Annotated in this window: 20 protein-coding genes and 1 tRNA gene; 2 read left to right on the forward strand and 19 right to left on the reverse strand. The window is 61.2% G+C overall.

The features are described from left to right. Positions 1-16 precede the first annotated feature (16 nt). The 6 genes from HU144_RS13705 to HU144_RS13730 form a co-directional block, all read right to left on the reverse strand. Entirely contained in the window at positions 17-1,597 is a 1,581-nt protein-coding gene (locus HU144_RS13705; RefSeq protein WP_235351776.1) for a GTPase, read from the reverse strand. Beyond that, complete coding sequence (locus tag HU144_RS13710) at positions 1,594-3,291, reverse strand: dynamin family protein (RefSeq protein WP_235351777.1); 1,698 nt, start codon at positions 3,289-3,291, stop codon at positions 1,594-1,596. Before HU144_RS13710 ends, HU144_RS13705 begins: the two co-directional genes overlap by 4 nt. 130 nt (positions 3,292-3,421) lie before the next feature. Further along, positions 3,422-3,495: transfer RNA gene (locus HU144_RS13715), tRNA-Arg, on the reverse strand. A 142-nt stretch (positions 3,496-3,637) separates the two neighbouring features. Then, the gene (locus HU144_RS13720; protein WP_204233746.1) at positions 3,638-3,844 is read right to left on the reverse strand and encodes a hypothetical protein; all 207 of its coding nucleotides are present in this window, start codon (positions 3,842-3,844) and stop codon (positions 3,638-3,640) included. Positions 3,845-3,972: 128 nt separating this feature from the next. Continuing rightward, complete coding sequence (locus HU144_RS13725) at positions 3,973-4,287, reverse strand: thiamine-binding protein (protein ID WP_235347145.1); 315 nt, start codon at positions 4,285-4,287, stop codon at positions 3,973-3,975. A 23-nt stretch (positions 4,288-4,310) separates the two neighbouring features. Next, positions 4,311-5,501, reverse strand: a complete 1,191-nt coding sequence (locus HU144_RS13730) for an acetyl-CoA C-acetyltransferase (protein ID WP_235351778.1) — start codon at positions 5,499-5,501, stop codon at positions 4,311-4,313. 228 nt (positions 5,502-5,729) lie between these two features. Between HU144_RS13730 and HU144_RS13735 the strand changes: the two genes are divergently transcribed. Both HU144_RS13735 and nucS read left to right on the forward strand, forming a co-directional pair. Then, on the forward strand, positions 5,730-7,301 hold the full coding sequence (locus HU144_RS13735; RefSeq protein WP_235351780.1) for a cell division protein: 1,572 nt from the start codon (positions 5,730-5,732) through the stop codon (positions 7,299-7,301). A gap of 442 nt (positions 7,302-7,743) precedes the next feature. Beyond that, positions 7,744-8,439, forward strand: a complete 696-nt coding sequence (gene nucS, locus HU144_RS13740; protein WP_235351782.1) for an endonuclease NucS — start codon at positions 7,744-7,746, stop codon at positions 8,437-8,439. Positions 8,440-8,442: 3 nt separating this feature from the next. On the opposite strand, the gene murA is transcribed toward nucS, so the two are convergent. From murA to HU144_RS13805, 13 genes are all read right to left on the reverse strand, one after another. Continuing rightward, positions 8,443-9,756, reverse strand: a complete 1,314-nt coding sequence (murA, locus tag HU144_RS13745; protein ID WP_235351783.1) for a UDP-N-acetylglucosamine 1-carboxyvinyltransferase — start codon at positions 9,754-9,756, stop codon at positions 8,443-8,445. Then, positions 9,756-10,337 carry a DUF2550 domain-containing protein gene (locus HU144_RS13750; protein ID WP_328284319.1) on the reverse strand — a complete coding sequence of 194 codons (582 nt, stop codon included), beginning with the start codon at positions 10,335-10,337 and terminating at the stop codon, positions 9,756-9,758. The genes murA and HU144_RS13750 overlap by 1 nt, the downstream gene beginning before the upstream one ends. Then, the gene (locus HU144_RS13755) at positions 10,246-10,506 is read right to left on the reverse strand and encodes a F0F1 ATP synthase subunit epsilon (protein ID WP_198395522.1); all 261 of its coding nucleotides are present in this window, start codon (positions 10,504-10,506) and stop codon (positions 10,246-10,248) included. Before HU144_RS13755 ends, HU144_RS13750 begins: the two co-directional genes overlap by 92 nt. A gap of 3 nt (positions 10,507-10,509) precedes the next feature. Next, positions 10,510-11,958 (reverse strand): F0F1 ATP synthase subunit beta, encoded by a 1,449-nt coding sequence (atpD, locus tag HU144_RS13760; RefSeq protein WP_143923300.1) that lies wholly within the window; start codon positions 11,956-11,958, stop codon positions 10,510-10,512. A 27-nt stretch (positions 11,959-11,985) separates the two neighbouring features. After that, the gene (locus HU144_RS13765; protein WP_198395520.1) at positions 11,986-12,918 is read right to left on the reverse strand and encodes a F0F1 ATP synthase subunit gamma; all 933 of its coding nucleotides are present in this window, start codon (positions 12,916-12,918) and stop codon (positions 11,986-11,988) included. A 31-nt stretch (positions 12,919-12,949) separates the two neighbouring features. After that, positions 12,950-14,584, reverse strand: a complete 1,635-nt coding sequence (gene atpA, locus HU144_RS13770) for a F0F1 ATP synthase subunit alpha (protein ID WP_198395519.1) — start codon at positions 14,582-14,584, stop codon at positions 12,950-12,952. 84 nt (positions 14,585-14,668) lie between these two features. Beyond that, on the reverse strand, positions 14,669-15,475 hold the full coding sequence (locus HU144_RS13775; protein WP_235351784.1) for a F0F1 ATP synthase subunit delta: 807 nt from the start codon (positions 15,473-15,475) through the stop codon (positions 14,669-14,671). Then, on the reverse strand, positions 15,475-16,026 hold the full coding sequence (locus tag HU144_RS13780) for a F0F1 ATP synthase subunit B (RefSeq protein WP_235347154.1): 552 nt from the start codon (positions 16,024-16,026) through the stop codon (positions 15,475-15,477). The genes HU144_RS13775 and HU144_RS13780 overlap by 1 nt, the downstream gene beginning before the upstream one ends. 19 nt (positions 16,027-16,045) lie before the next feature. Then, the gene (gene atpE / locus HU144_RS13785; protein WP_101572413.1) at positions 16,046-16,270 is read right to left on the reverse strand and encodes a F0F1 ATP synthase subunit C; all 225 of its coding nucleotides are present in this window, start codon (positions 16,268-16,270) and stop codon (positions 16,046-16,048) included. Between the two features lie 79 nt (positions 16,271-16,349). Next, positions 16,350-17,162, reverse strand: a complete 813-nt coding sequence (gene atpB / locus HU144_RS13790) for a F0F1 ATP synthase subunit A (RefSeq protein ID WP_235351786.1) — start codon at positions 17,160-17,162, stop codon at positions 16,350-16,352. Between the two features lie 206 nt (positions 17,163-17,368). Next, positions 17,369-17,815: a hypothetical protein gene (locus tag HU144_RS13795; RefSeq protein ID WP_235351787.1), complete on the reverse strand. Its 447-nt coding sequence runs from the start codon at positions 17,813-17,815 to the stop codon at positions 17,369-17,371. Continuing rightward, positions 17,812-18,921, reverse strand: a complete 1,110-nt coding sequence (locus HU144_RS13800) for an MraY family glycosyltransferase (protein ID WP_235351789.1) — start codon at positions 18,919-18,921, stop codon at positions 17,812-17,814. Before HU144_RS13800 ends, HU144_RS13795 begins: the two co-directional genes overlap by 4 nt. Beyond that, complete coding sequence (locus tag HU144_RS13805) at positions 18,922-19,572, reverse strand: L-threonylcarbamoyladenylate synthase (protein ID WP_235347158.1); 651 nt, start codon at positions 19,570-19,572, stop codon at positions 18,922-18,924. Positions 19,573-19,589 lie beyond the last annotated feature (17 nt).

Consider the following 19,589-nt stretch of genomic DNA (forward strand, 5'->3'; position numbering starts at 1 on the left):
CATGTGCACAGAAGTGTCAGTGCAGCGTCTCGTAGGCGCGCCGGTGTTCACCGATCACAGCATTGACGGGCTCCAGATAGGAGCTCTGTGCCACGCTCCCAACCGCCTCGCGAAGTTTGCGATCGACGTCGCTGGCCGCCTCGTTCGCGCCCTTGTTCCGCGCGGACTTGGCGATCACCGAAGTCACAACGGATCCGATGATCCCCACCACCAACAAGCCGATACTCACAATCCAGCTCCATCCCGGAAGCGCTCCGGGCACGACGATGGCGAGGATCGCTGTGGCGATGACACCCAGCAGACCGAGGATCGTGGCGATGAAGAAGATGATCTGCAGAAACCTGGCCAAGGACCACCAACCGGGAGTCTGCGGTTTGATATCCACAGCGGTCACGGCCGAGTCCAGCGTTTCGGACAGCTCGGCGGTGCTCGCCTTCTCAGCCTCCGCGACTGCGCTCTGCCACGGTCGCGGCATTGTCGACACTGATTCTGCGATGAGTTCATGGGCCATCAGGCGCACCTGAGAGCTTTGCGCTCTGCTGGTCGCGGGCACCGACGCGCGGATGAGTTCATCTCTGCCTTGACCGTGCTTGGCTCCCAGCGGATCGGGGGCATTTCTCTGCATCCATGCCAGCACCGGATACCCCGTCTTGCGGTAGGCCCGGCGAATATAGTCATCGTGGACGGTCTGCGCGACAGCCTCGACGCCGGCGGCATCGGACATCGTCTCCACCAGACGCGAAGCTCCCGGTCGTTCATCGGGTGGAACCACGGGCTCGCCGAGTTCGTTCTGCATACGTTTCGCCATGGCCTGCATGTCAGCCAATAGGCGTTCTGAGGCGGCCTGCTTGGAATCGACTGTGTCAGCCAAAATCGACCGGACCTCAGGAACACCTTCTCGTGTCACTGCGGACGTCAAGTGCACCTTGGTGTCGGTGAGCCCGTCCTCGACGAGCAGCTGCTGCAGGTGGTCAGCAGCAGCTTTCTGCTCTTCGTCACTGAGCTTGTCGACCTGGTTGAGAACGACGACCATGTTCGCGCTGTTCTCTGCCAGCTTTGCCAGGTATTCGGAGTGCAGTGAGAAGTCAGCATATTTCTGTGGGTCAACGACCCAGAAGACAACGTCGACGAGGCCCACGAGTCGATCAGATTCGACGCGATGCTTCACAGCGGTCGAATCGTGGTCAGGCAGATCAAGCAGAATCAGACCGTGGAGTTTACGCTGATCGTCGCCGTCGAGCGCCGATTCACGCCAGGTCCGGCTGCGCTCTGGAACATGCAGCCAGTTGAGGATGTCGTTACCGCCTTCGCCCCACACACATGCAGTGGGGCGGGAAGTGGTCGGACGGCGAACACCAACCCGGGCGATGTCCAGCCCGGCGACTGCGTTGAACAGCGACGATTTTCCCGAACCAGTGGAACCTGCGAAGGCCACAACGGTGAATTCCTCGCCGAGACCGAGGCGGTCCTCGGCGCGGTCGAGCAGGTTCTGCGCGTCCCTGCGAACTTCAGGACTCAGTTTGTCAGGGCCCAGAGACAGCGTCTCTCGGATGCCTTCGGCCCGACGTCTGATCTCGGACTGTGCAGGATCGTTCACAATGCCACCTCAAGTCGATCACCGGAGGCGCGCAGAACGCCCGCTTGCCGCGCCGGTACCGCGGATAGTCGTAATACGTTGTCAAAAGGCCCGCGGCAGTCACCGACGATTCCTGCCGCTGTCGTCAGGAAGCGATCTCTGATCGATCCGATGATATTCACGGCCTCCTGTTCACCGAAGATCGTGCCGGCGAGGCTGAGAGCGACATTCGCGTCATTGCGCGAATCATGATTGTCCGCATATGTGTACTTGGGGTCCCAGAATGCCGCGTATTCGACGACGGCACAGACTCCGCCGACGCCGAACGACAGGATCCTGGCCTTAGATTTCTTGCCCTGGCCGATGTCTCGCACGAGAGCGTTCACCTCGTTGGACCATCCGCTGACGGCAGACTTGACCGAGTCTTCAAGGTCGTTCGCGCTCTGTCGGAGTTCGGGGTGTGCGTCCAGTAACGCCGATCCGGCCGGGTTGCGCAGCCACTGAGCACTGATCTCGTCAACGACACCGATTGCCTGTTCCCGCAGTGAGATCGCTGCGCTGCGCAGAATCGCGATGTGCAGCGGCGAAGCAGCATCGTGCTTGCCTGTGACCGCAGCGGAGATTCTGTCTCGCATGCGAGCCATCGTGGGTTCCAGACCGCGAAAGAGCTGTCCCGTTCCTACGAAGTCCTGCCATCTGGCATTGACCTCTCCATGCAGGACGCGACCGTCGGAGAATATCTCGGCAAGTCCTCCGCCCGCAGCATTGAAGGTCTGATCAAGGCTGAGCTGCAGCTCGTCGAAAGCCGACTCCTGCGATTCTGCGTAGTCGGCCAGAGACTTCACCTGGGCCGGCATTGCGCCGATCGATCCGGTGAGGGTCCGCTGTCGTATGCGCTCCTGAGACTGGCCCTCCGAGCTCACCTGATTGATCCAGGATCGGATCGGATAGATCGCTGAGTGTGGCAGCAGGCCGTCTGTCAGCTCCAGCTCAGCCACCGCGAAGATCGGAGAATTCGCCAGACCTGATTCCGACAGCAGGCTGGACAGATGGTGCCTGACCTCACGGTTCGCCTCCGGCGGCACCCGGTCGAGCACGATGGCCACGGAGGTGTTGCGAACCGCGGCGTCCCTCAGCAGCGCCCAGGGTGCGGCATCGGCATAGCGATTGGCTGTGGTCACGAACATCCACAGGTCGGCGCTCATCAGGATTCGTCGGGCCAACTCGCGATTCGACTCGGCAATTGAGTCGATGTCCGGGCAGTCAAGCACGGCGGTGCCGGGTTCGACGTCGTCGTTGGGGATGAGCACGACAGATGGGGTCGAGGTCGTGGGGTCCGTGCTGCGGGGCAGGTCGGACAAGAACGACTGTGATTCGAAGAATTTGGTGTCGGCGGGGTTGTGGACCACGATCGGGTTGCCCGTCGTTGGTCGGCGCACTCCGGCAGGGCTCACTGCTCGTCCCACCAGAGAATTCACGAGCGTGGATTTGCCAGCACCGGTCGATCCGCCCACGGCGATCATGAAGGGCGTCTGCGTCCGATTGATCCGCGGCAGCAGGTAATCAGTCAACTCCGACGAGAGCTGACGATGCAGTTCGCGACCGTCAGCGAAGTCTTCGGTCTGCAGGGTGAAGCGGGTTTCTGAGACTCGCTTCGCGATATCGCTCAGCGCCCCTCCCACTGGTGGCGTCACGGCACTCTTACTGTCTGTCATCACGCATCCACTCTCTACGTTTTCCCAGCCGTGCACCAATTGCCACGCCGTAACGTGAGGTAATTGGTCATTGGTGCGAATACTCGGAGCGTCACTTGGCCTGTCAGTCTGAGAAGAAGTACCCCAAAAGTACCCCCGGCGGGGCTCGAACCCGCGACCTACCGCTTAGAAGGCGGTTGCTCTATCCAACTGAGCTACGGAGGCTCAAATATCCTAACCGATGCCCGGACGAGAACAGAAAGCGACCCTCATCAGTGTCCCAGAGATTGAACTCCGAGGCATCAATGAGGGCCGCTGTGTCCGGGCAGTTGCTCTCACCCCGCATCAGGGGTGTTCGACGTGCGGATCAGTACTCGCGAGCGACACGCTCCAGTGACTTACGCACCGTCACGAATGAGACTGCGACCAGTCCGATGAGGGCGAGGATGACGGCCACCGCTTCGATGGCGAAGGCGAAGTCGACGATGACCGGAAAGAATCCGGCAGCCATGAATCCGAGCAGGGCGACCATCGTCAGTGCAGTGGCTGTAGTGAAATACGTGGAACCATTCATTGTTCATCTCCTTCTTCCTTAAAGAAAGAGTAGACCCGAATGAGACCTGCGTCACTAGGAATTTCCCGAAAGTTTCACCTGTGCCCAACTTACCTGTCGGTACCAATCGACGGTGATGAGCAGACTGATCAGCCGTCGTCACGTGCGTCGATGGCCCTTTCCAGACGCTCGAGCTTGCCATCGATCTCACCGGTGTAGCCCGGACGGATATCAGCCTTCAGCACCAGCGCCACTCGCGGGCCGAACTCACCGACGACGTCGGTGGCCTCTTTGACGACAGCGAACACCTCATCCCATTCACCTTCGATCGTGGTGAACATCGAATCAGTTCGGTGTGACAACCCGGACCGTCGAACGACCTCGACAGCTGCGGCAACCGCATCGTGGACCGATGCGTCCGTATTGTCACCGCCGCTGGGAGCGACGGAGAATGCGACGAGCATGACGCTCTCCTTTCGTATCTGTGTCAGTTCCGTGCGGGCACGGACACGATGAGCGAGTCACCCTGGCCGCCACCACCGCAGAGGGCGGCGACACCTGTGCCGCCACCTCGGCGCTGGAGCTCGAGCGCAAGGGTCAATACGATGCGCGCTCCGGAGGCGCCGATCGGGTGGCCCAGTGCAACAGCACCACCATTGACGTTGACCTTCTCAGGATCGATGCCCAGGTCCTTCGAACTGGCGAGTCCGACTGCAGCGAAGGCTTCGTTGATCTCATAGAGGTCGAACGAATCAGCCGCGACCCCTTCCTTCGCGGCAGCGGCCTGAATCGCCTGTGAAGGCCGATGCTGCAGCGACGAGTCGGGGCCTGCCGTCCACCCGTGCGAGCGGATCTCGGCGAGAATGGGGGCACCGAGCGCTTCAGCCTTCTCACGTGACATGACGACGACAGCGCATGCACCGTCGGAGATCTGCGAGGCGTTTCCGGCTGTGATCGTGCCGTCCTTGCGGAAGGCCGGTCGCAGTTTGGCCATCGACTCCGGGGTCGTCTCGGCGCGCACGCCCTCATCGGCGGAGACGGTCACGTCACCCTTGCGAGCGGAGATGGTGACTGCCTCGACTTCATCGGCGAATGCGCCCGATTCCCAGGCCTGCGCTGCACGCTGATGTGAGCGGGCAGCGAAGGCGTCCTGATCCTCACGGGAGAATTCGAAGTCACCGGCGTTGGCATCTTCGGTCAGACCACCCATGGCCTGGTCGGTGAAGGCATCCCACAGACCGTCATAGTCCATATGGTCCTTCATCACGACATCACCGTATTTGTAGCCCGAACGTGACTTCTCCAGCAGGTGGGGAGCCAGGCTCATCGATTCCTGCCCTCCGGCGACGACGACGTCGTACTCCCCTGCCCGCACCAGCTGGGCCGCCTGTGTGATCGCGTTGATGCCGGACAGACACAGCTTGTTCACGGTGACACCGGGCACGTGCATCGGGATGCCGGCTTCGACCGCGGCCTGACGCGCAGGTCCCTGACCGAGCCCGGCCTGCAGAACCTGCCCCATGATGACGTACTCGACGTCCTCGCCGGTGATCCCTGCGCGACCGAGTGCGCCGGAGATCGCCTTGCCGCCCAACTGCACAGCTGTCAGCGACGACAGACCTCCCTGCAGACGCCCGAACGGAGTACGCGCACCCGCGACGATCACTGCTTCAGCCATTTTTCCTCCTCAGATATTCGTACCCCGCTCACAGCGAGGGAAGTCGATGAAGTGTTGTCTGCTCCAAGGGTAGTCCAGCTGTCTGTGGCCTCGGTCACGGGGGTTATGTCACATCGGGGCAGGAGACGTCCAGACTTAGGAATTCGCACCCAACACTCATAGTGAGTCCGTTAGAGTAGTGGTGGGACGATTTGACCACATACCTTGACACGACAGGAGTCCACTTCAGTGACGCCCACCGAAGAATTCCGCACAGCGATGCGCGGCTACGAAAAAAGTGAAGTTGATTCTCGCCTGCAGCAGCTGCGAACCGAGGTCGAGTCCGTTCGTAAGGCCCTTTCCGATGCCCGAAGTCAGGTCATCAACGCTGATCGCGCGAAACTTCAGATCGCCGGAGAACTCTCGGAGGCGAAGGCCCAGCTGAAGAAGGCTGCCAATGACAGCGCCGAGGCTTCAGGTCCTCCCGGGAGCCGCATCGACCATCTGCTCAAGATCGCTGAATCCCAGGCACGCGAGACTCTCTCGCAGGCAAACTCCGACGCAGAGACGATCCGCAACAAGGCACGAGCCGAAGCCGCTTCGGCTCGTGCCCGCATGCACACGGAGAGCAACGACACTCTGTCCAATGCCCGCTCCGAGGCCGATGCCATCATCAGTTCGGCCGAGCTGCGCGCCGACGAGACTGTGAAAGCTGCCGAAAAGCGCGCCGCAGAGCTCAAGGCGACGGCAGAACGCGAATACAACCAGGCCAAAGAGGCAAATGAGGCTGCCACGAAGGAAGCCCGCGAAAGCCTCGAACACGAGCTCGCTGAGCTCAGGGCCACTTCTGAGAAGCAGGCCGCGGATCTGCGGGCCGAAGCCAAGAGCCAGGCAGATGAGTCGATCAGCACTGCTCAGGCGCAAGCCGACGAACTCCTCGCCGCTGCGAAGGCTCGCGACGCGGCATCGACGAAGGCCTCTGACGAACTCGAGGTCGAGCTGGCTGGTAAGCGCCAGGCCGCCGAGGCCGATCGCAAGAAGCGCTACGACTCCGCCCAGATTGAGAACAAGAAACTCATCGACGAGGCTCAGGCGCGTGCGGCGAAGGCAGATGCAGAAGCAAAGGAGGCCGCGGAGAGAGCGGAGACGACCCGCTCGGATGCGGTGAAGAAGGCTGACGACATCATTGCCGACGGCAAGACTCGCGCGCAGACCCTCATCGGTGAAGCCCGGGCAACGGCCGAAGCCACCATTGAGGAGTCCGCGGCCGAAGCCAAGCGCAATGTGGCATCGGCTCAGTCCCAGGTCGACCTGTTGACCAAGCAGCGCAAGACGATCACAGCACAGCTCGATCAGCTCCGTTCCCTGTTCGCCATGCCCGGTGTGATGGGCGGCGATTCCGTCGACCCAGCCAAGGCTGAATCCGCGTCCCATGCCACCGAGCAGATCGCCGATGAACAGGAGCTGGCCGACCTTCTGGCGGAGGATCCCGAGGAGACAGACAAGGCTGATGACATCGCTGCTGACGACGCGGATGCCGGGGCAAAGGACACGGACGGCCCAGCCGACACAGCTGCCTCAGTGGACTCCACGGACGCTGCGGAGGCACCGGCTGAGAACGTGCCCACCAAGGCGGCCGAGCCTCAGGGAGCTCAGTCGAAATCCGAGAAGCCTGCCACGACGGACGATTCCGACGAAGCCGAGGACTCCGACCTGCCGAATGGAGCCACCGATGCTGACACGATAGCCATCGATGCTCAGGTTTCGGGGTCGCAGAGCAAGAACACCAAGGCGTCGCGTTCCGGGAATTCGCTGCGCTGAGGTCTTCACCCTCCCACAGCCTGCACCATTGAGAAGGGGCCAGTTCACAAAGAACTGGCCCCTTCTTCTGGTCTCGATTCCTGGTCCGCCTGCGATCGGCCCGCGACCAGTACCCTCACCTGAATTTCTGAAAGCACCTCGTGTGCCAGTGGCGGCGGGACTCCACTCCCACCTCGGTGCCGTGTCGCGCGGTCTGTCGCCAGGCAACAATATGCGCCGTCGACGACGCCACGTCCTGTCCGCACCCTGGGCAGATATAGACCTTGCCCTGAGAATTGCCGGCAACGTTCTGCACCGACCATGTCCCGTCGGGCAGATCTCGATTTGTGCGCAGTCCACTCACAGAGTCGGAGAGCTCACGCGGGGCCTGCTGCCATTTGTTTTTGCGACGCGAGGAGGTAGATCGTGGCATCTGCCCATTCTCTCACGTAGAGTGAAGCGCGTGCGTCTCGTCATTGCTAAGTGCTCCGTTGATTATGCCGGTCGTCTGACCGCCCATCTGCCCATGGCCACCCGTCTCATCATGCTCAAGGCCGACGGCTCGATCCTCATCCATTCGGATGGCGGATCGTACAAGCCCTTGAACTGGATGACTCCCCCGTGCTCGATCAGAATCACTGATCCGAGCCAGGAACAGGAGGAGGCCGGCCTAGCCGAGATCTGGACGGTCTCCCAGGCCAAGACAGGTGACAAGCTCGTCATCTCCATCGCCGAGGTGATCGCCGATGACCAGCATGAGTTCGGCATCGATCCCGGACTGGTCAAAGACGGGGTGGAAGCCCACCTGCAGGAGCTGCTGGCCGAACATATAGAGACTCTCGGAGACGGGTACAGCTTGGTCAGGCGCGAATACATGACGGCCATCGGGCCAGTCGACATTCTCGCCCGCGACCACGGCCACAAGTCCGTTGCCGTGGAGATCAAACGACGTGGCGATATCGACGGCGTTGAGCAGCTGAGCAGGTACCTGGAACTGATGAACCGAGACCCGCTGCTCACGCCGGTCCAGGGAGTCTTCGCCGCTCAGGAGATCAAGCCCCAAGCTCGGACCCTGGCCGAGGATCGTGGCATCCGCTGCGTCGTCTTAGACTACGATGCGCTGCGCGGTATGGACGACCCTGACTCGCGTCTGTTCTGAGTCCTATTCGAAGCTGAGGATATCGGCTTTTTCCACGCGTTCGATGTCGGCGCCAAGCCTGCGCAGGTTCGATACGAAGTTCTCATAGCCGCGTTCGATGTGGTCGATGCCGGAGACCTCTGTGATTCCAGCGGCCCGCAGGCCCGCCATCACCAGACCGGCACCGGCGCGGATGTCTGACGCTTCCACCTCGGCGCCAGACAGGCTGTCGACACCGGAGATCAGGGCGTGGTTGCCGTCGACTCGAACCTTCGCGCCGAGTCGGGCAATCTCCTGGACGAACCGCCAACGAGCTTCGAACAGGTTCTCCGACAGCAGTCCGACACCGTCTGAGACTGAATTCAGAGCGATCACGAACGGCTGCAGATCCGTGGGGAAGCCGGGGAACGGCATAGTCGCGACGCGAATCGCGTGCGGACGCTCGGCACCGATGACGCGGAACCCATGTCCACGCGTGCCATCGCCGAGCTCGATTTCGCCGAGGTCATCGACAGTGGCGCCCGAGTCGCGGAGTTTGATCGCGATATTGGGCATCAGCTCGAGTCCGACTCCCTTGACGGTCACATCACCGTTCGAGAGAGCAGCGCCGAACGCGTAGGTTCCAGCTACGATCCGGTCCCCCACTGTTCGGTGGTCGGCCGGGTGGAGTTCGTCGACACCGGTGATCGTCAGGTCGGCGGTGCCGATCCCACTGATCTGGGCGCCCATATCGACGAGCATTGTGCAGATGTCGACGATCTCCGGCTCCTTGGCCGCATTCGAGATTGTTGTCACGCCATGGGCCAACGTTGCCGCCATGACCAGGTTCTCCGTAGCACCGACGGAGGGGAATTCGAGAACGATGTCCGTTCCATGAAGACCGCTGGGAGCCTCCGCGACGAAATAGCCGTGATCAAGATGCACCGTTGCACCGAGAGCTTCGAGACCTGCCTGATGCATATCCAGGCCCCGGGAGCCGATCGCATCGCCGCCGGGAAGGGCTACATGTGCTGCGCGCATCCGGGCGGTCAGCGGCCCGAGGACGGAGATCGACGCTCGCATCGCTCGCACGAGTTCATAGTCCGCCTGGATGCCGACCTCGGCGGGGACGTCGATGCTGACGACGCCGCGATCGGCATCGTAATCGACGCTGCAGCCGAGCCGGATCAGGAGCTGAACCATGATCCGCACGTCGAGGATCGCCGGCACATTGGTGATCGTCGTTCGGCCGACGGCCAACAGACTGGCCGCCATGAGTTTGAGGACGCTGTTCTTGGCTCCCCTGATATCGACCTCGCCGCGCAGTCGACTCGGACCGGTCAAGCGAAAGACATCCATCAGGTGAACCTTCCCATCGTCGGGTTGAAGCCGGGGGGCGATGATTCCAGCCAGGAGGCCATCGTAGACAGCGATTCGGTGTCCATGGCCAGAGATACGGAACGGGGTCGGCCGTCAGCCTTCCCGTAGGAGCAGTCCACCACCACTGCGTCGGGCAGCACCGAGTACTGTTCACCGGACGTGGGTTTGCGGCGGACGAGAATATCGAGGTCGGCACGCGGGAGACGAACTGCGGCGCGTCGAGTCAGCGCGAATACGGGATACCAGTCCAGTGATGCCACTGAGAACACTGCTACACCCAAACGCCAACGTGGGCGAGAAGAGGATTCCTCGCCCACGTTGATGGAACAGTCAAAAGCACCGGAGAGCTTCGAAATCGACCTGCGTCGAATCGTCACGACGACGATCAAAGCCAGGGCGAGTCCTACTAACGAGAGCAGAACGATCAGAAGGACGGAAGGGTTCACGGTTGCCAGTTTAATTGACGGATCAGAGAAGTTCGGCCTGATCAGCGGCAATGATGACGCGATTATTCTCGACCGAGAGGAATCCACCATCGGCCTTGACCCGGATGGTCTCATCAGAGGTCGTGAGAATACGTGCTTCACCATCGGCAACGACACCAAGAACAGGCTCGTGGCCTGGGAGGATGCCGATCTCGCCGTCCAAGGTACGGGCGATGACGCGCTTGGCCTCACCAGCCCATACCTTTTGGTCGGCTGCTACGACGTTCACATCGAGTGCAGCCATGGCTTACTTCTGCATCTCTTCGTAGTTGCGCATGACGTCATCAAGCCCACCTACGTTGTAGAACGCCTGTTCGGGGATGTGGTCAACCTCGCCGGCGCAGAGCTTCGAGAACCCTTCGATGGTGTCAGCCAGCGGAACTGTCGAGCCGGGCACCTGGGTGAACTTCTCAGCGGTGTAGGTGTTCTGCGACAGGAACTGCTCGATGCGACGAGCACGGTGGACGACGAGCTTGTCCTCTTCACCGAGTTCATCGACGCCGAGGATGGCGATGATGTCCTGCAGTTCCTTGTTCTTCTGCAGAATGGCCTTCACCTCGTTGGCGACACGGTAGTGCTCTTCGCCGACGATCAGCGGATCGAGGATACGCGATGTCGAGGTCAGTGGATCGATGGCCGGGTAGAGACCGCGCGAGGCGATGTCACGGTTGAGCTCGGTCGTCGCGTCCAGGTGTGCGAACGTCGTTGCCGGAGCCGGGTCGGTGTAGTCATCGGCGGGAACGTAGATCGCCTGCATCGACGTGATCGAGTGACCACGAGTCGAGGTGATGCGCTCCTGGAGAACACCCATCTCATCCGCCAGGTTGGGCTGGTAGCCCACGGCCGAAGGCATGCGGCCCAGAAGGGTCGAAACCTCGGAGCCTGCCTGCGTGAAACGGAAGATGTTGTCGATGAACAGCAGCACGTCCTGGTTCTGGACATCGCGGAAGTACTCCGCCATGGTCAGTGCCGACAGCGCAACGCGCAAACGGGTGCCTGGTGGCTCGTCCATCTGGCCGAAGACCAAGGCAGTGTCTTTGAACACGCCGGCCTCGTCCATCTCCATGATGAGGTCATTGCCCTCACGGGTGCGCTCACCCACACCGGCGAACACCGAGGTGCCGTTGTGGTTGTGAGCGATGCGGAAGATCATCTCCTGGATGAGGACGGTCTTGCCGACGCCAGCACCACCGAAGAGGCCGATCTTTCCACCCTGGACATACGGGGTGAGGAGGTCGATGCTCTTGATGCCGACTTCGAGCATCTCGGTCTTCGACTCGAGTTCGTCGAAGGCAGGAGCTGTCCTGTGGATGGGCCAGCGCTCGCTGATCTCGAGCTTCTCGCCCTCTTCGAGGTTGAGGCAGTCACCGGTGGTGTTCCACACGTGGTTCTTGGTCACGTCGCCGACCGGCACGGTGATAGGAGCGCCGGAGTCGACGACCTCCTGGCCGCGAACCAGTCCGTCGGTGGGCTGCAGGGAAACGGCACGCACAAGGCCGTTGCCCAGGTGCAGTGCAGTCTCGAAGGTCAGCTTGCGCGTGCCTTCGGAGAGTTCCACCGAGGTGGAAAGGGAGTTGTAGATCGCTGGCACGGAGTCGAGCGGAAACTCGATGTCGACAACCGGGCCGATGACTCGGGAAATCCGGCCGAGGGCTGTGCCCTGCGCCGGGGAGGTATCCGTAGCTGTGGCAGTCATGGTCTCTTTCTTCTCTGCTCTCGCCGGTCAGTCGCCGGCTGATGATGCCGCGAGGGCATCGGCCCCACCGACGATCTCGGTGAGTTCCTGGGTGATTTCCGCCTGGCGAGCCGTATTGGCCAACCGGGTGTAGGTCTTGATCAGATCGTCTGCGTTGTCGGTCGCAGTCTTCATCGCAGCCTGACGCGAAGCCTGCTCGGACGCAGAGGCGCTCAACAGCGCGGACAGAATCCGCGAGTCGATGTAGCGCGGCAGCAGCGAATCCAAGACGGCCTCGGCACTGGGTTCGAACTCATAGAGAGGGAACGCAGCTGCGTCCTTCGCCGGTTCGGACGGACCGCCGGTGGCGACCTCGTCCGCGTCGACTACCTCGAGCGGAAGCAGTCGCCGGTATTCCGGGTCGTGTTTGACGCTGGAGACGAACTTCGTGAATACGATGTAGATCTCATCCACACCGGTCTGCGCGGAATCGGTATTGAAGCTCTGCAGCAGAGCCTCACCGATCTCCCGAGCATTCTCCGGAGTAGGCATCTCAGAGATCCCGGTCCAGGACTGTTCGATCGCACGGTCGCGGAAGGTGTAGTAGTTCTTGGCCTTCCCTCCGACGGTGAAGAGCGATACGTCCTTGCCTTCGCTGCGCAGCAGGCGATTGAGCTCCTCAGCCTCACGCAGCAGGTTCGCCGAATAGGCGCCGGCGAATCCACGATCTGGGCCGATCACCAGCACTGCTGCACGAGTGACCGACTCAGGCTCGGTCGTCAACACGTGGTCGACGTTGGACTCACTCGCCACCGCCGAGACCGCACGGGTCAGGGCGTTGGCGTATGGGCTGGCAGACTGCGATCGAGCAATGGCCTTCTGAATCCGTGAAGCAGCGATGAGCTCCATGGCCTTGAAGATCTTCCTCAAGGACGAGGTGGAGCGGATCTTCTGCTTGAAGACCCTCTGCTGGGCTCCCATCAGTTCTTCCTTTCGCTGTTACGGATCAGATTCAACGCTTCTGCCGAACGATCTGCTCCTGCTCGACCTCATCGGATGAGGCGGTGGCAGTGTCTTCGCTGCCTGCCTTTGATCCGCTGGAGTCGGAGCTGACGAAGTTCCGGGTGAACTCGGTCAAGACGTTGTCCAGCTCTGCCGAAGTGTCATCATCGAGCTTGAGCGTCTCACGAATAGTCGTCAAGATACCGGTCTTGCGTTCGATGTGATCATGGAGCTCAGTTTCGAACTTGAGCACGTCGGAAACGGGAATCTCGTCAAGATAGCCGTGCGTACCTGCGAAGATCGACACGGTCTGCTTCTCGAAGGGCATCGGCGAGAACTGAGACTGCTTGAGCAGCTCGGTCAGTCGAGCACCGCGAGCCAGGTCGCGCTTGGTCGTCTCGTCGAGGTCTGAAGCGAACATCGCGAACGCCTCGAGCGATCGGTACTGGGCCAAGGAGATCTTCAATGTGCCGGAGACACTCTTGAGGGCCTTGGTCTGAGCGGCACCACCGACACGGGACACGGAGATGCCCACGTCGACTGCAGGACGCTGGCCCGCATTGAACAGGTCCGACTGCAGGAAGATCTGACCATCGGTGATCGAAATCACGTTAGTCGGAATGAACGCACCGACGTCGTTGGCCTTGGTCTCAATGATCGGAAGACCGGTCATCGAACCGCCGCCGAGTTCATCGGAGAGCTTCGCACAACGCTCAAGCAGACGCGAGTGCAGGTAGAACACGTCTCCTGGGAAAGCCTCGCGGCCTGGCGGGCGGCGCAGCAGAAGTGACACTGCACGGTAGGCCTCGGCCTGCTTCGAGAGGTCATCGAACACGATGAGGACGTGCTTGCCTTCATACATCCAGTGCTGACCGATGGCCGAACCGGAGTATGGGGCGAGGTATTTGAATCCTGCAGGGTCAGAAGCAGGAGAGGACACGATCGTGGTGTATTCCAGTGCGCCCGCTTCTTCGAGCGAACGGCGGACACCCGCGATGGTCGAACCCTTCTGGCCGACGGCGACGTAGATGCAGCGAACCTGCTTCTTCGGGTCACCGGTTTCCCAGTTGGCCTTCTGGTTGATGATCGTGTCGATCGCAAGGGCGGTCTTACCCGTCTTGCGGTCACCGATGACCAGCTGGCGCTGTCCACGGCCGACAGGGATCATAGCGTCAATGCTCTTGTAGCCGGTCTGCAGAGGTTCGCGAACCTCCTGGCGATCCATCACGCCTGCTGCCTGGAGCTCGAGCTCACGACGTCCGACGGTCTCGACTTCACCGAGTCCGTCGACTGGCTGACCCAGAGGATCGACCACGCGACCGAGGTATCCGTCGCCGACGGGGATGGAGAGAACCTCACCGGTGCGGTAGACGTTCTGTTCAGCCGCGACCCCGGAGAACTCTCCGAGGACGACAACGCCGATCTCGCGCTCGTCGAGGTTCTGTGCCAAGCCCAAGGTGCCGTCTTCGAACCGGAGGAGTTCGTTGGCCATGGTGCCGGGCAGACCCGAGACGTGGGCAATTCCGTCACCTGCGGTGACGACCTTGCCGACCTCGGACTTTACCGAGCTCTCGGGGTTGTACGAGTCAACGAACTTCCCGAGAGCGTCCCGGATCTCTTCCGGGCGAATTGTCAGTTCCGCCATCTGGTTTCCCTGCTTCCTTTACTCAAAACTTGTGTCCGACGACCGGTGGGCCGCCTGTGCTGCCGGACTGGCCGGCCCCTCGATTTAACTTGCGAGCTTGCGCTGAACTTCGGCCAGACGATCGGCCACTGTGGAACTCATCATCTCATCGCCGACCTGAACCCGGACTCCCCCGACGACTTCGGGGTCGACCTGAACGTTGAGCACGAGATCGCGTCCGTAGCTGGCGGACAGAGCGGCCGCGAGTTTCTGGGTCTGAGCTTCGCTCAACGGTTTTGCGACGGTGACATCGGCGACTGAACGCTGCTGTCGTGCCGCGAGGATATCGCTGTACTGATCCAGAGCCTTCGCCACGCGGAGGCCGCGTGGGTACAGAACCGCCTGCTCGATCAGTGTGATGGTGTCGGCCTGTGCCTTACCTGCCAGCAAGTCTGCGATGAGCGAGCGCTTAGTCGATGCGGATGCATCGGATTCCAGGGCCCGCGCCAGTTCGTGTTCGGTTTCGCACAGACGGGCGAAGCGGAAAACTTCCTCTTCCACCTGGCCGAGTTGACCGGACGCCTGAGCAGCAGCTGCGATAGCCGTCACTCCGGCAACCTCAAGGCTGGTCACCAAGTCCTGAGTCCTCGCCCAGCGCTGGCTCACAGCCAGTTCGCTCAGACGCAGGGCCGTATTGGTGGTCCGAGTCGAGAACAGAGTCCGCAGCAGCTGCTGCTTCTTCTCAGCCGACTCGGACGAGTCTGCCAAGGCCTTGCGCAACGTGACGTTCTCAGCGAGAACGGCAACGATGGCCAGTTCACCAGCACCGATTTCTCGCGCGTCACCGCGGGAGATCTCAGCGTTGGCGGTTTCAAGTACGGCCTGCAGGGACAATCTGCTCGACTGGAGCATCACGCCCCCTTGACCGGCTGTGCCGAAGACTGCGACTCGAGATCGGAGATGAAGCGATCGACCACGTTGGCAGAACGCTGATCATCGGTGAGAGATTCACCGACGATGCGCGATGCCAGATCAGTGGCCAGGGTGCCGACTTCCGAACGCAGCTGCACCATGGCGGACTGACGCTCGGCTTCGATCTGCGTCTGTGCCTGAGCGACGATGCGCTCGGACTCGGCATGAGCCTGGGTCTTCATATTGGCGATGATCTGGGCGCCTTCTTCCTGAGCCTCGGCGCGCAGTCGTGCAGCTTCTGCACGGCCGTCGGCGAGCTGCTTCTGATACTCGGCCAGAGCCTCATCGGCTTCGGCCTGCACCTTCTCAGCCTTCTCAATTCCACCCTGAATGCGCTCTGCGCGCTCATCAAGGGTCTTGTTGAAGGCCGGGAGGACGTACTTCCAGACAACCAGGAAGACGATCAGCAGACAGATGGCACTCCAGACGATGTCGTACCACGCGGGGAGAAGCGGGTTCTCAGCGGAGGCAAGAATAGTTACCGGAGTCATCGTTTAGTCCTCTTCGTGATCAGGGCAGGAAGAACGGGGTGGCGATGCCGATCAGGGCCAGGGCCTCGATCAGCGCAATGCCGAGGAACATGTTTCCGCGCAGTGCGCCGGCCATTTCAGGCTGACGAGCGGTTCCTTCGATGGTCTTGCCGATGACGATACCGACACCGATACCTGGGCCGATAGCGGCGAGGCCGTATCCGATAGTCGAAACGCTACCTTCAACTGCGGCGAGCATATCCATAGGATGCTTTTCCTTTCATAATGAAGTCGGGTGGTTGGCCCGACCATGCAACTCGAGAGTTACGGTTCTGGGTGTTAAATCAGTGGTCGTCCGCAATGGCTGCGTTGATGTAGACGCAGGACAGAAGAGCGAAGATGTAGGCCTGCAGGACGACGATCAGCATCTCCAGGATGAAGACGAAGAACCCGCCGGCGAAGGTGATGATCGAGAAGAACTGGAATCCGTTCGCAGCATCGAACAGGAAGAAGCTCGTCGCGGAGAAGCACAGCACAAGAAGAAGGTGACCGACCATCATGTTGGCAAAGAGTCGGATCGCCAAAGTGAACGGCTGAGTGATGAACTTCGTGATGAACTCGATGGGGATGAGCAGGATGTGCATCGGCCAGGGGACGCCAGGCAAAATGAGCGAATCCTTGAGGTAGCCGCCGAGTCCCTTCTCGGCGATTCCAGCCCAGTGGTACGTGACATAGACCGCGAGGGTGAGGACAATCGGGAGGCCGATGACGCCAGTGCCCGGCATGTTGAGGAACGGGATGAGCTTCGTGACGTTCCAGAACAGAATGCCGAAGAAGATCGCCACAATCAGCGGCATGAACTTCTTGGCTTTTTCCTTGCCCATGGTGTCTTCGGCGATGCCGACGGTGACGAACTCCATGGCCAGCTCCATAGCTGACTGGAAACGGCCGGGTACCAGCTTCATGCGCTTGGCCCACACAGCGAGCAGAACAACGACTGCGATAGTGGCGAGGACGCGAATGAGCATCACGCGGTTCATCTCAAAGGGAGTGCCTTCGAAGAGGAACGCGGCGGGAAAGAACTCCGCCATGGATGGGGCGTGAAAACCACTTTCAGCGGCTTGGATCGTTGTGTTCGCAGCGTTGAGTGTTCCCACGTTTCCTTTACTCTCCCATGGTCAAAAGCCTCAGTGGCCTGGCCTGATCCACACATTGATTGTGCAGGTATAGGTTCAGGAGCGACTTGGAGCAACAATTGGCTCCAGCACCGCAACAACTCTACCAATTGTAGAGAGCTGCCGACAAATTCATCACCTTTGACTGTACATCTTCTGGCAGGGCCCGGCGCAATCGTCTAATTCGCCTATTTCGCGTCGGGATCGACGTAGGGCACGCGGCCCTTGACCACAGTCAGCGCTTCAATAAGCGAGGAACCGATCACCGCGACGACGATAGTGAGGAACGCCACAGTTCCGTCCAGCCAGCTTGCATCTTTGATCCGCCAGATCACGATCATGAAGATGAACGCCTTGAAGAGGAAGCCCATGCCGAGGAATCCGGCGATCGCTGTCAGTCCCAGGTTGCGTCCCGCATACATGATGACCAGAGTGACGATGATGAACACCGCGGCCAGTCCCCCACCGACGGCCCCGCCATTGAAGCCTTCGATCCCGGAGACCAGGTAGCCGATACCCATTCCGAGCACAGCGACAACGGCGACGAGGATGACGCCGCGGACCAACATGGTCTTCCAGACTCTGGTCCATGCTGCTTCAACGTAGGTTTCCTGACGCGGTGACTCATCGGTCATGAGATTTCCTCTCTGGCTTTCTGACGGACCCGCAGGGGGTAGAACGTGAAGATAAGGGTGATGGCGAACAGTCCGCCGACGATGCAGACGACGTAGATCCACGGCATCAGCAGGAGCATGACAGATCCGAATGCGATGAGCGCGGTCCAGGTATAGAGGATGAGGACGGCCCGGGCATGAGAATGCCCAAGTCTGAGCATCCTGTGATGGAGGTGCTTCGCATCTGCGGAGAACGGTGACTGGCCGGCCATGAGACGACGGATGACTGCCAGCCCCAGGTCGAGCAGCGGCAGGAACATCACGGCGACGGGCAGCACGATGGGCAGGAAGGTCGCGAAGACTCGCTCTTCCCCGAGCAGCGCCGGGTCGACCTGGCCGGTGACGCGGATGGTGGATGCTGCCAGCAGGAGGCCGATGAGCATCGACCCGGAGTCGCCCATGAAGATCCGCGCCGGATTGAAGTTGTGCGGGAGGAAGCCGACGCAGGCGCCGACGAGGATTGCGGTGATCAGCGAGGCCAGGTTCGCATAGGACTCAGGCGATGCATCCCGGGCCAGACCGTAGGAGTAGATGAAGAATGCGCTGCCGCCGATCGCGACGACTCCCGCTGCCAGCCCGTCGAGCCCATCGACGAAGTTCACAGCGTTGATGGTGACAAGGACGACGAGGATGGTGATGATGATCGACATCCGCGGCGAACCGATGATCACGCCCCCGAAGGGGATCGACAGCAGTGCCACGCCGTTGATGGCCATGAATCCAGCTGCCAGTGCCTGCCCTGCAAGCTTGGTGATCCAGTGGAGATCCCAGATGTCGTCGATGATGCCCAGCACGCACAGCACGGTGGCCGCTCCGGCGATGCCGATGATGGGTCCCATATCCGAGAAGATCCTCTGCAGGAACGGTGTTTGGGAGGCGAAGATGAGGCCCACGATCACCGCCCCGAACATCGCGACCCCGCCCAACCTCGGCGTCGGGACGGAATGGACATCGCGTTCGCGCAGAGGCGAGAAGATCTGGCCTCGCTCGGCTACCCGCCTGACCATCGGGGTCAGGAGGTAAGCCACGAGGGCCGAGATGATGAGGATGAAGAGGTAGGCGCGCACTCAGCCGTCCAGGCCGATGACATCGGGGACGATCTCGCGCAGCTCTTCGATGGTCACGGGACCCTCGCGCACGATACGCGGCACTTCGCTGGTGAGGTCGATGATCGTCGAGGAGATTCCCGACGCTCTCACTCCGCCGTCGACGTAGATGTCGACATCGTCGCCCAACATCTCCATCGCCTCATCCGCCGAGGTGGCGGCGGGCTCACCGGAGGTGTTGGCACTGGACACGGCCAGTGGCCCCGTCCGCCCCAACAGGGCGAGGGCGTACTCGTCGTCGGGCATGCGCACCGCAACGGTGCCATGGGTGTCGCCGAGATCCCAGTCCAACGACGGCTGTGCATTCGCGATGATCGTCAACGGTCCGGGCCAGAACCGGGCGGTCAGCGAAAGCATCCTCTCGTCGACACCGTCGACGAGGCCGAAGACGGTCTCCGCACGCGGGACGAGGACAGGCGGCGGCATGTCACGTCCGCGGCCTTTCGCTGCCAGCAGAGCGGAAACCGCCGAAGCGCTGAATGCGTCTGCAGCGATCCCATACACGGTGTCCGTGGGGATGACGAGCAGATTGCCCGTCTCACTCACCCTGGCGCATTCGTCCAGGACAAGGTCACGGATGTCGCTTTGGGTCACGTCGAATCGTCTCGACACGAATCCTCCGTTTCGGA

This window comes from Brevibacterium sp. UCMA 11752 (assembly GCF_021532235.1).
GTDB lineage: Bacteria > Actinomycetota > Actinomycetes > Actinomycetales > Brevibacteriaceae > Brevibacterium > Brevibacterium antiquum.

Excerpts from the sequence above, each read along its gene's own strand:
- HU144_RS13710 (WP_235351777.1), bottom strand. The coding sequence starts at position 3,291 with ATGACAGACAGTAAGAGTGCCGTGACGCCACCAGTGGGAGGGGCGCTG.
- HU144_RS13720 (WP_204233746.1), bottom strand. The coding sequence starts at position 3,844 with ATGAATGGTTCCACGTATTTCACTACAGCCACTGCACTGACGATGGTC.
- HU144_RS13725 (WP_235347145.1), bottom strand. The coding sequence starts at position 4,287 with ATGCTCGTCGCATTCTCCGTCGCTCCCAGCGGCGGTGACAATACGGAC.
- HU144_RS13730 (WP_235351778.1), bottom strand. The coding sequence starts at position 5,501 with ATGGCTGAAGCAGTGATCGTCGCGGGTGCGCGTACTCCGTTCGGGCGT.
- murA (WP_235351783.1), bottom strand. The coding sequence starts at position 9,756 with ATGGATGTCTTTCGCTTGACCGGTCCGAGTCGACTGCGCGGCGAGGTC.
- HU144_RS13750 (WP_328284319.1), bottom strand. The coding sequence starts at position 10,337 with ATGAGACCATCCGGGTCAAGGCCGATGGTGGATTCCTCTCGGTCGAGA.
- HU144_RS13755 (WP_198395522.1), bottom strand. The coding sequence starts at position 10,506 with ATGGCTGCACTCGATGTGAACGTCGTAGCAGCCGACCAAAAGGTATGG.
- atpD (WP_143923300.1), bottom strand. The coding sequence starts at position 11,958 with ATGACTGCCACAGCTACGGATACCTCCCCGGCGCAGGGCACAGCCCTC.
- HU144_RS13765 (WP_198395520.1), bottom strand. The coding sequence starts at position 12,918 with ATGGGAGCCCAGCAGAGGGTCTTCAAGCAGAAGATCCGCTCCACCTCG.
- atpA (WP_198395519.1), bottom strand. The coding sequence starts at position 14,584 with ATGGCGGAACTGACAATTCGCCCGGAAGAGATCCGGGACGCTCTCGGG.
- HU144_RS13775 (WP_235351784.1), bottom strand. The coding sequence starts at position 15,475 with ATGCTCCAGTCGAGCAGATTGTCCCTGCAGGCCGTACTTGAAACCGCC.
- HU144_RS13780 (WP_235347154.1), bottom strand. The coding sequence starts at position 16,026 with ATGACTCCGGTAACTATTCTTGCCTCCGCTGAGAACCCGCTTCTCCCC.
- atpE (WP_101572413.1), bottom strand. The coding sequence starts at position 16,270 with ATGGATATGCTCGCCGCAGTTGAAGGTAGCGTTTCGACTATCGGATAC.
- HU144_RS13795 (WP_235351787.1), bottom strand. The coding sequence starts at position 17,815 with ATGACCGATGAGTCACCGCGTCAGGAAACCTACGTTGAAGCAGCATGG.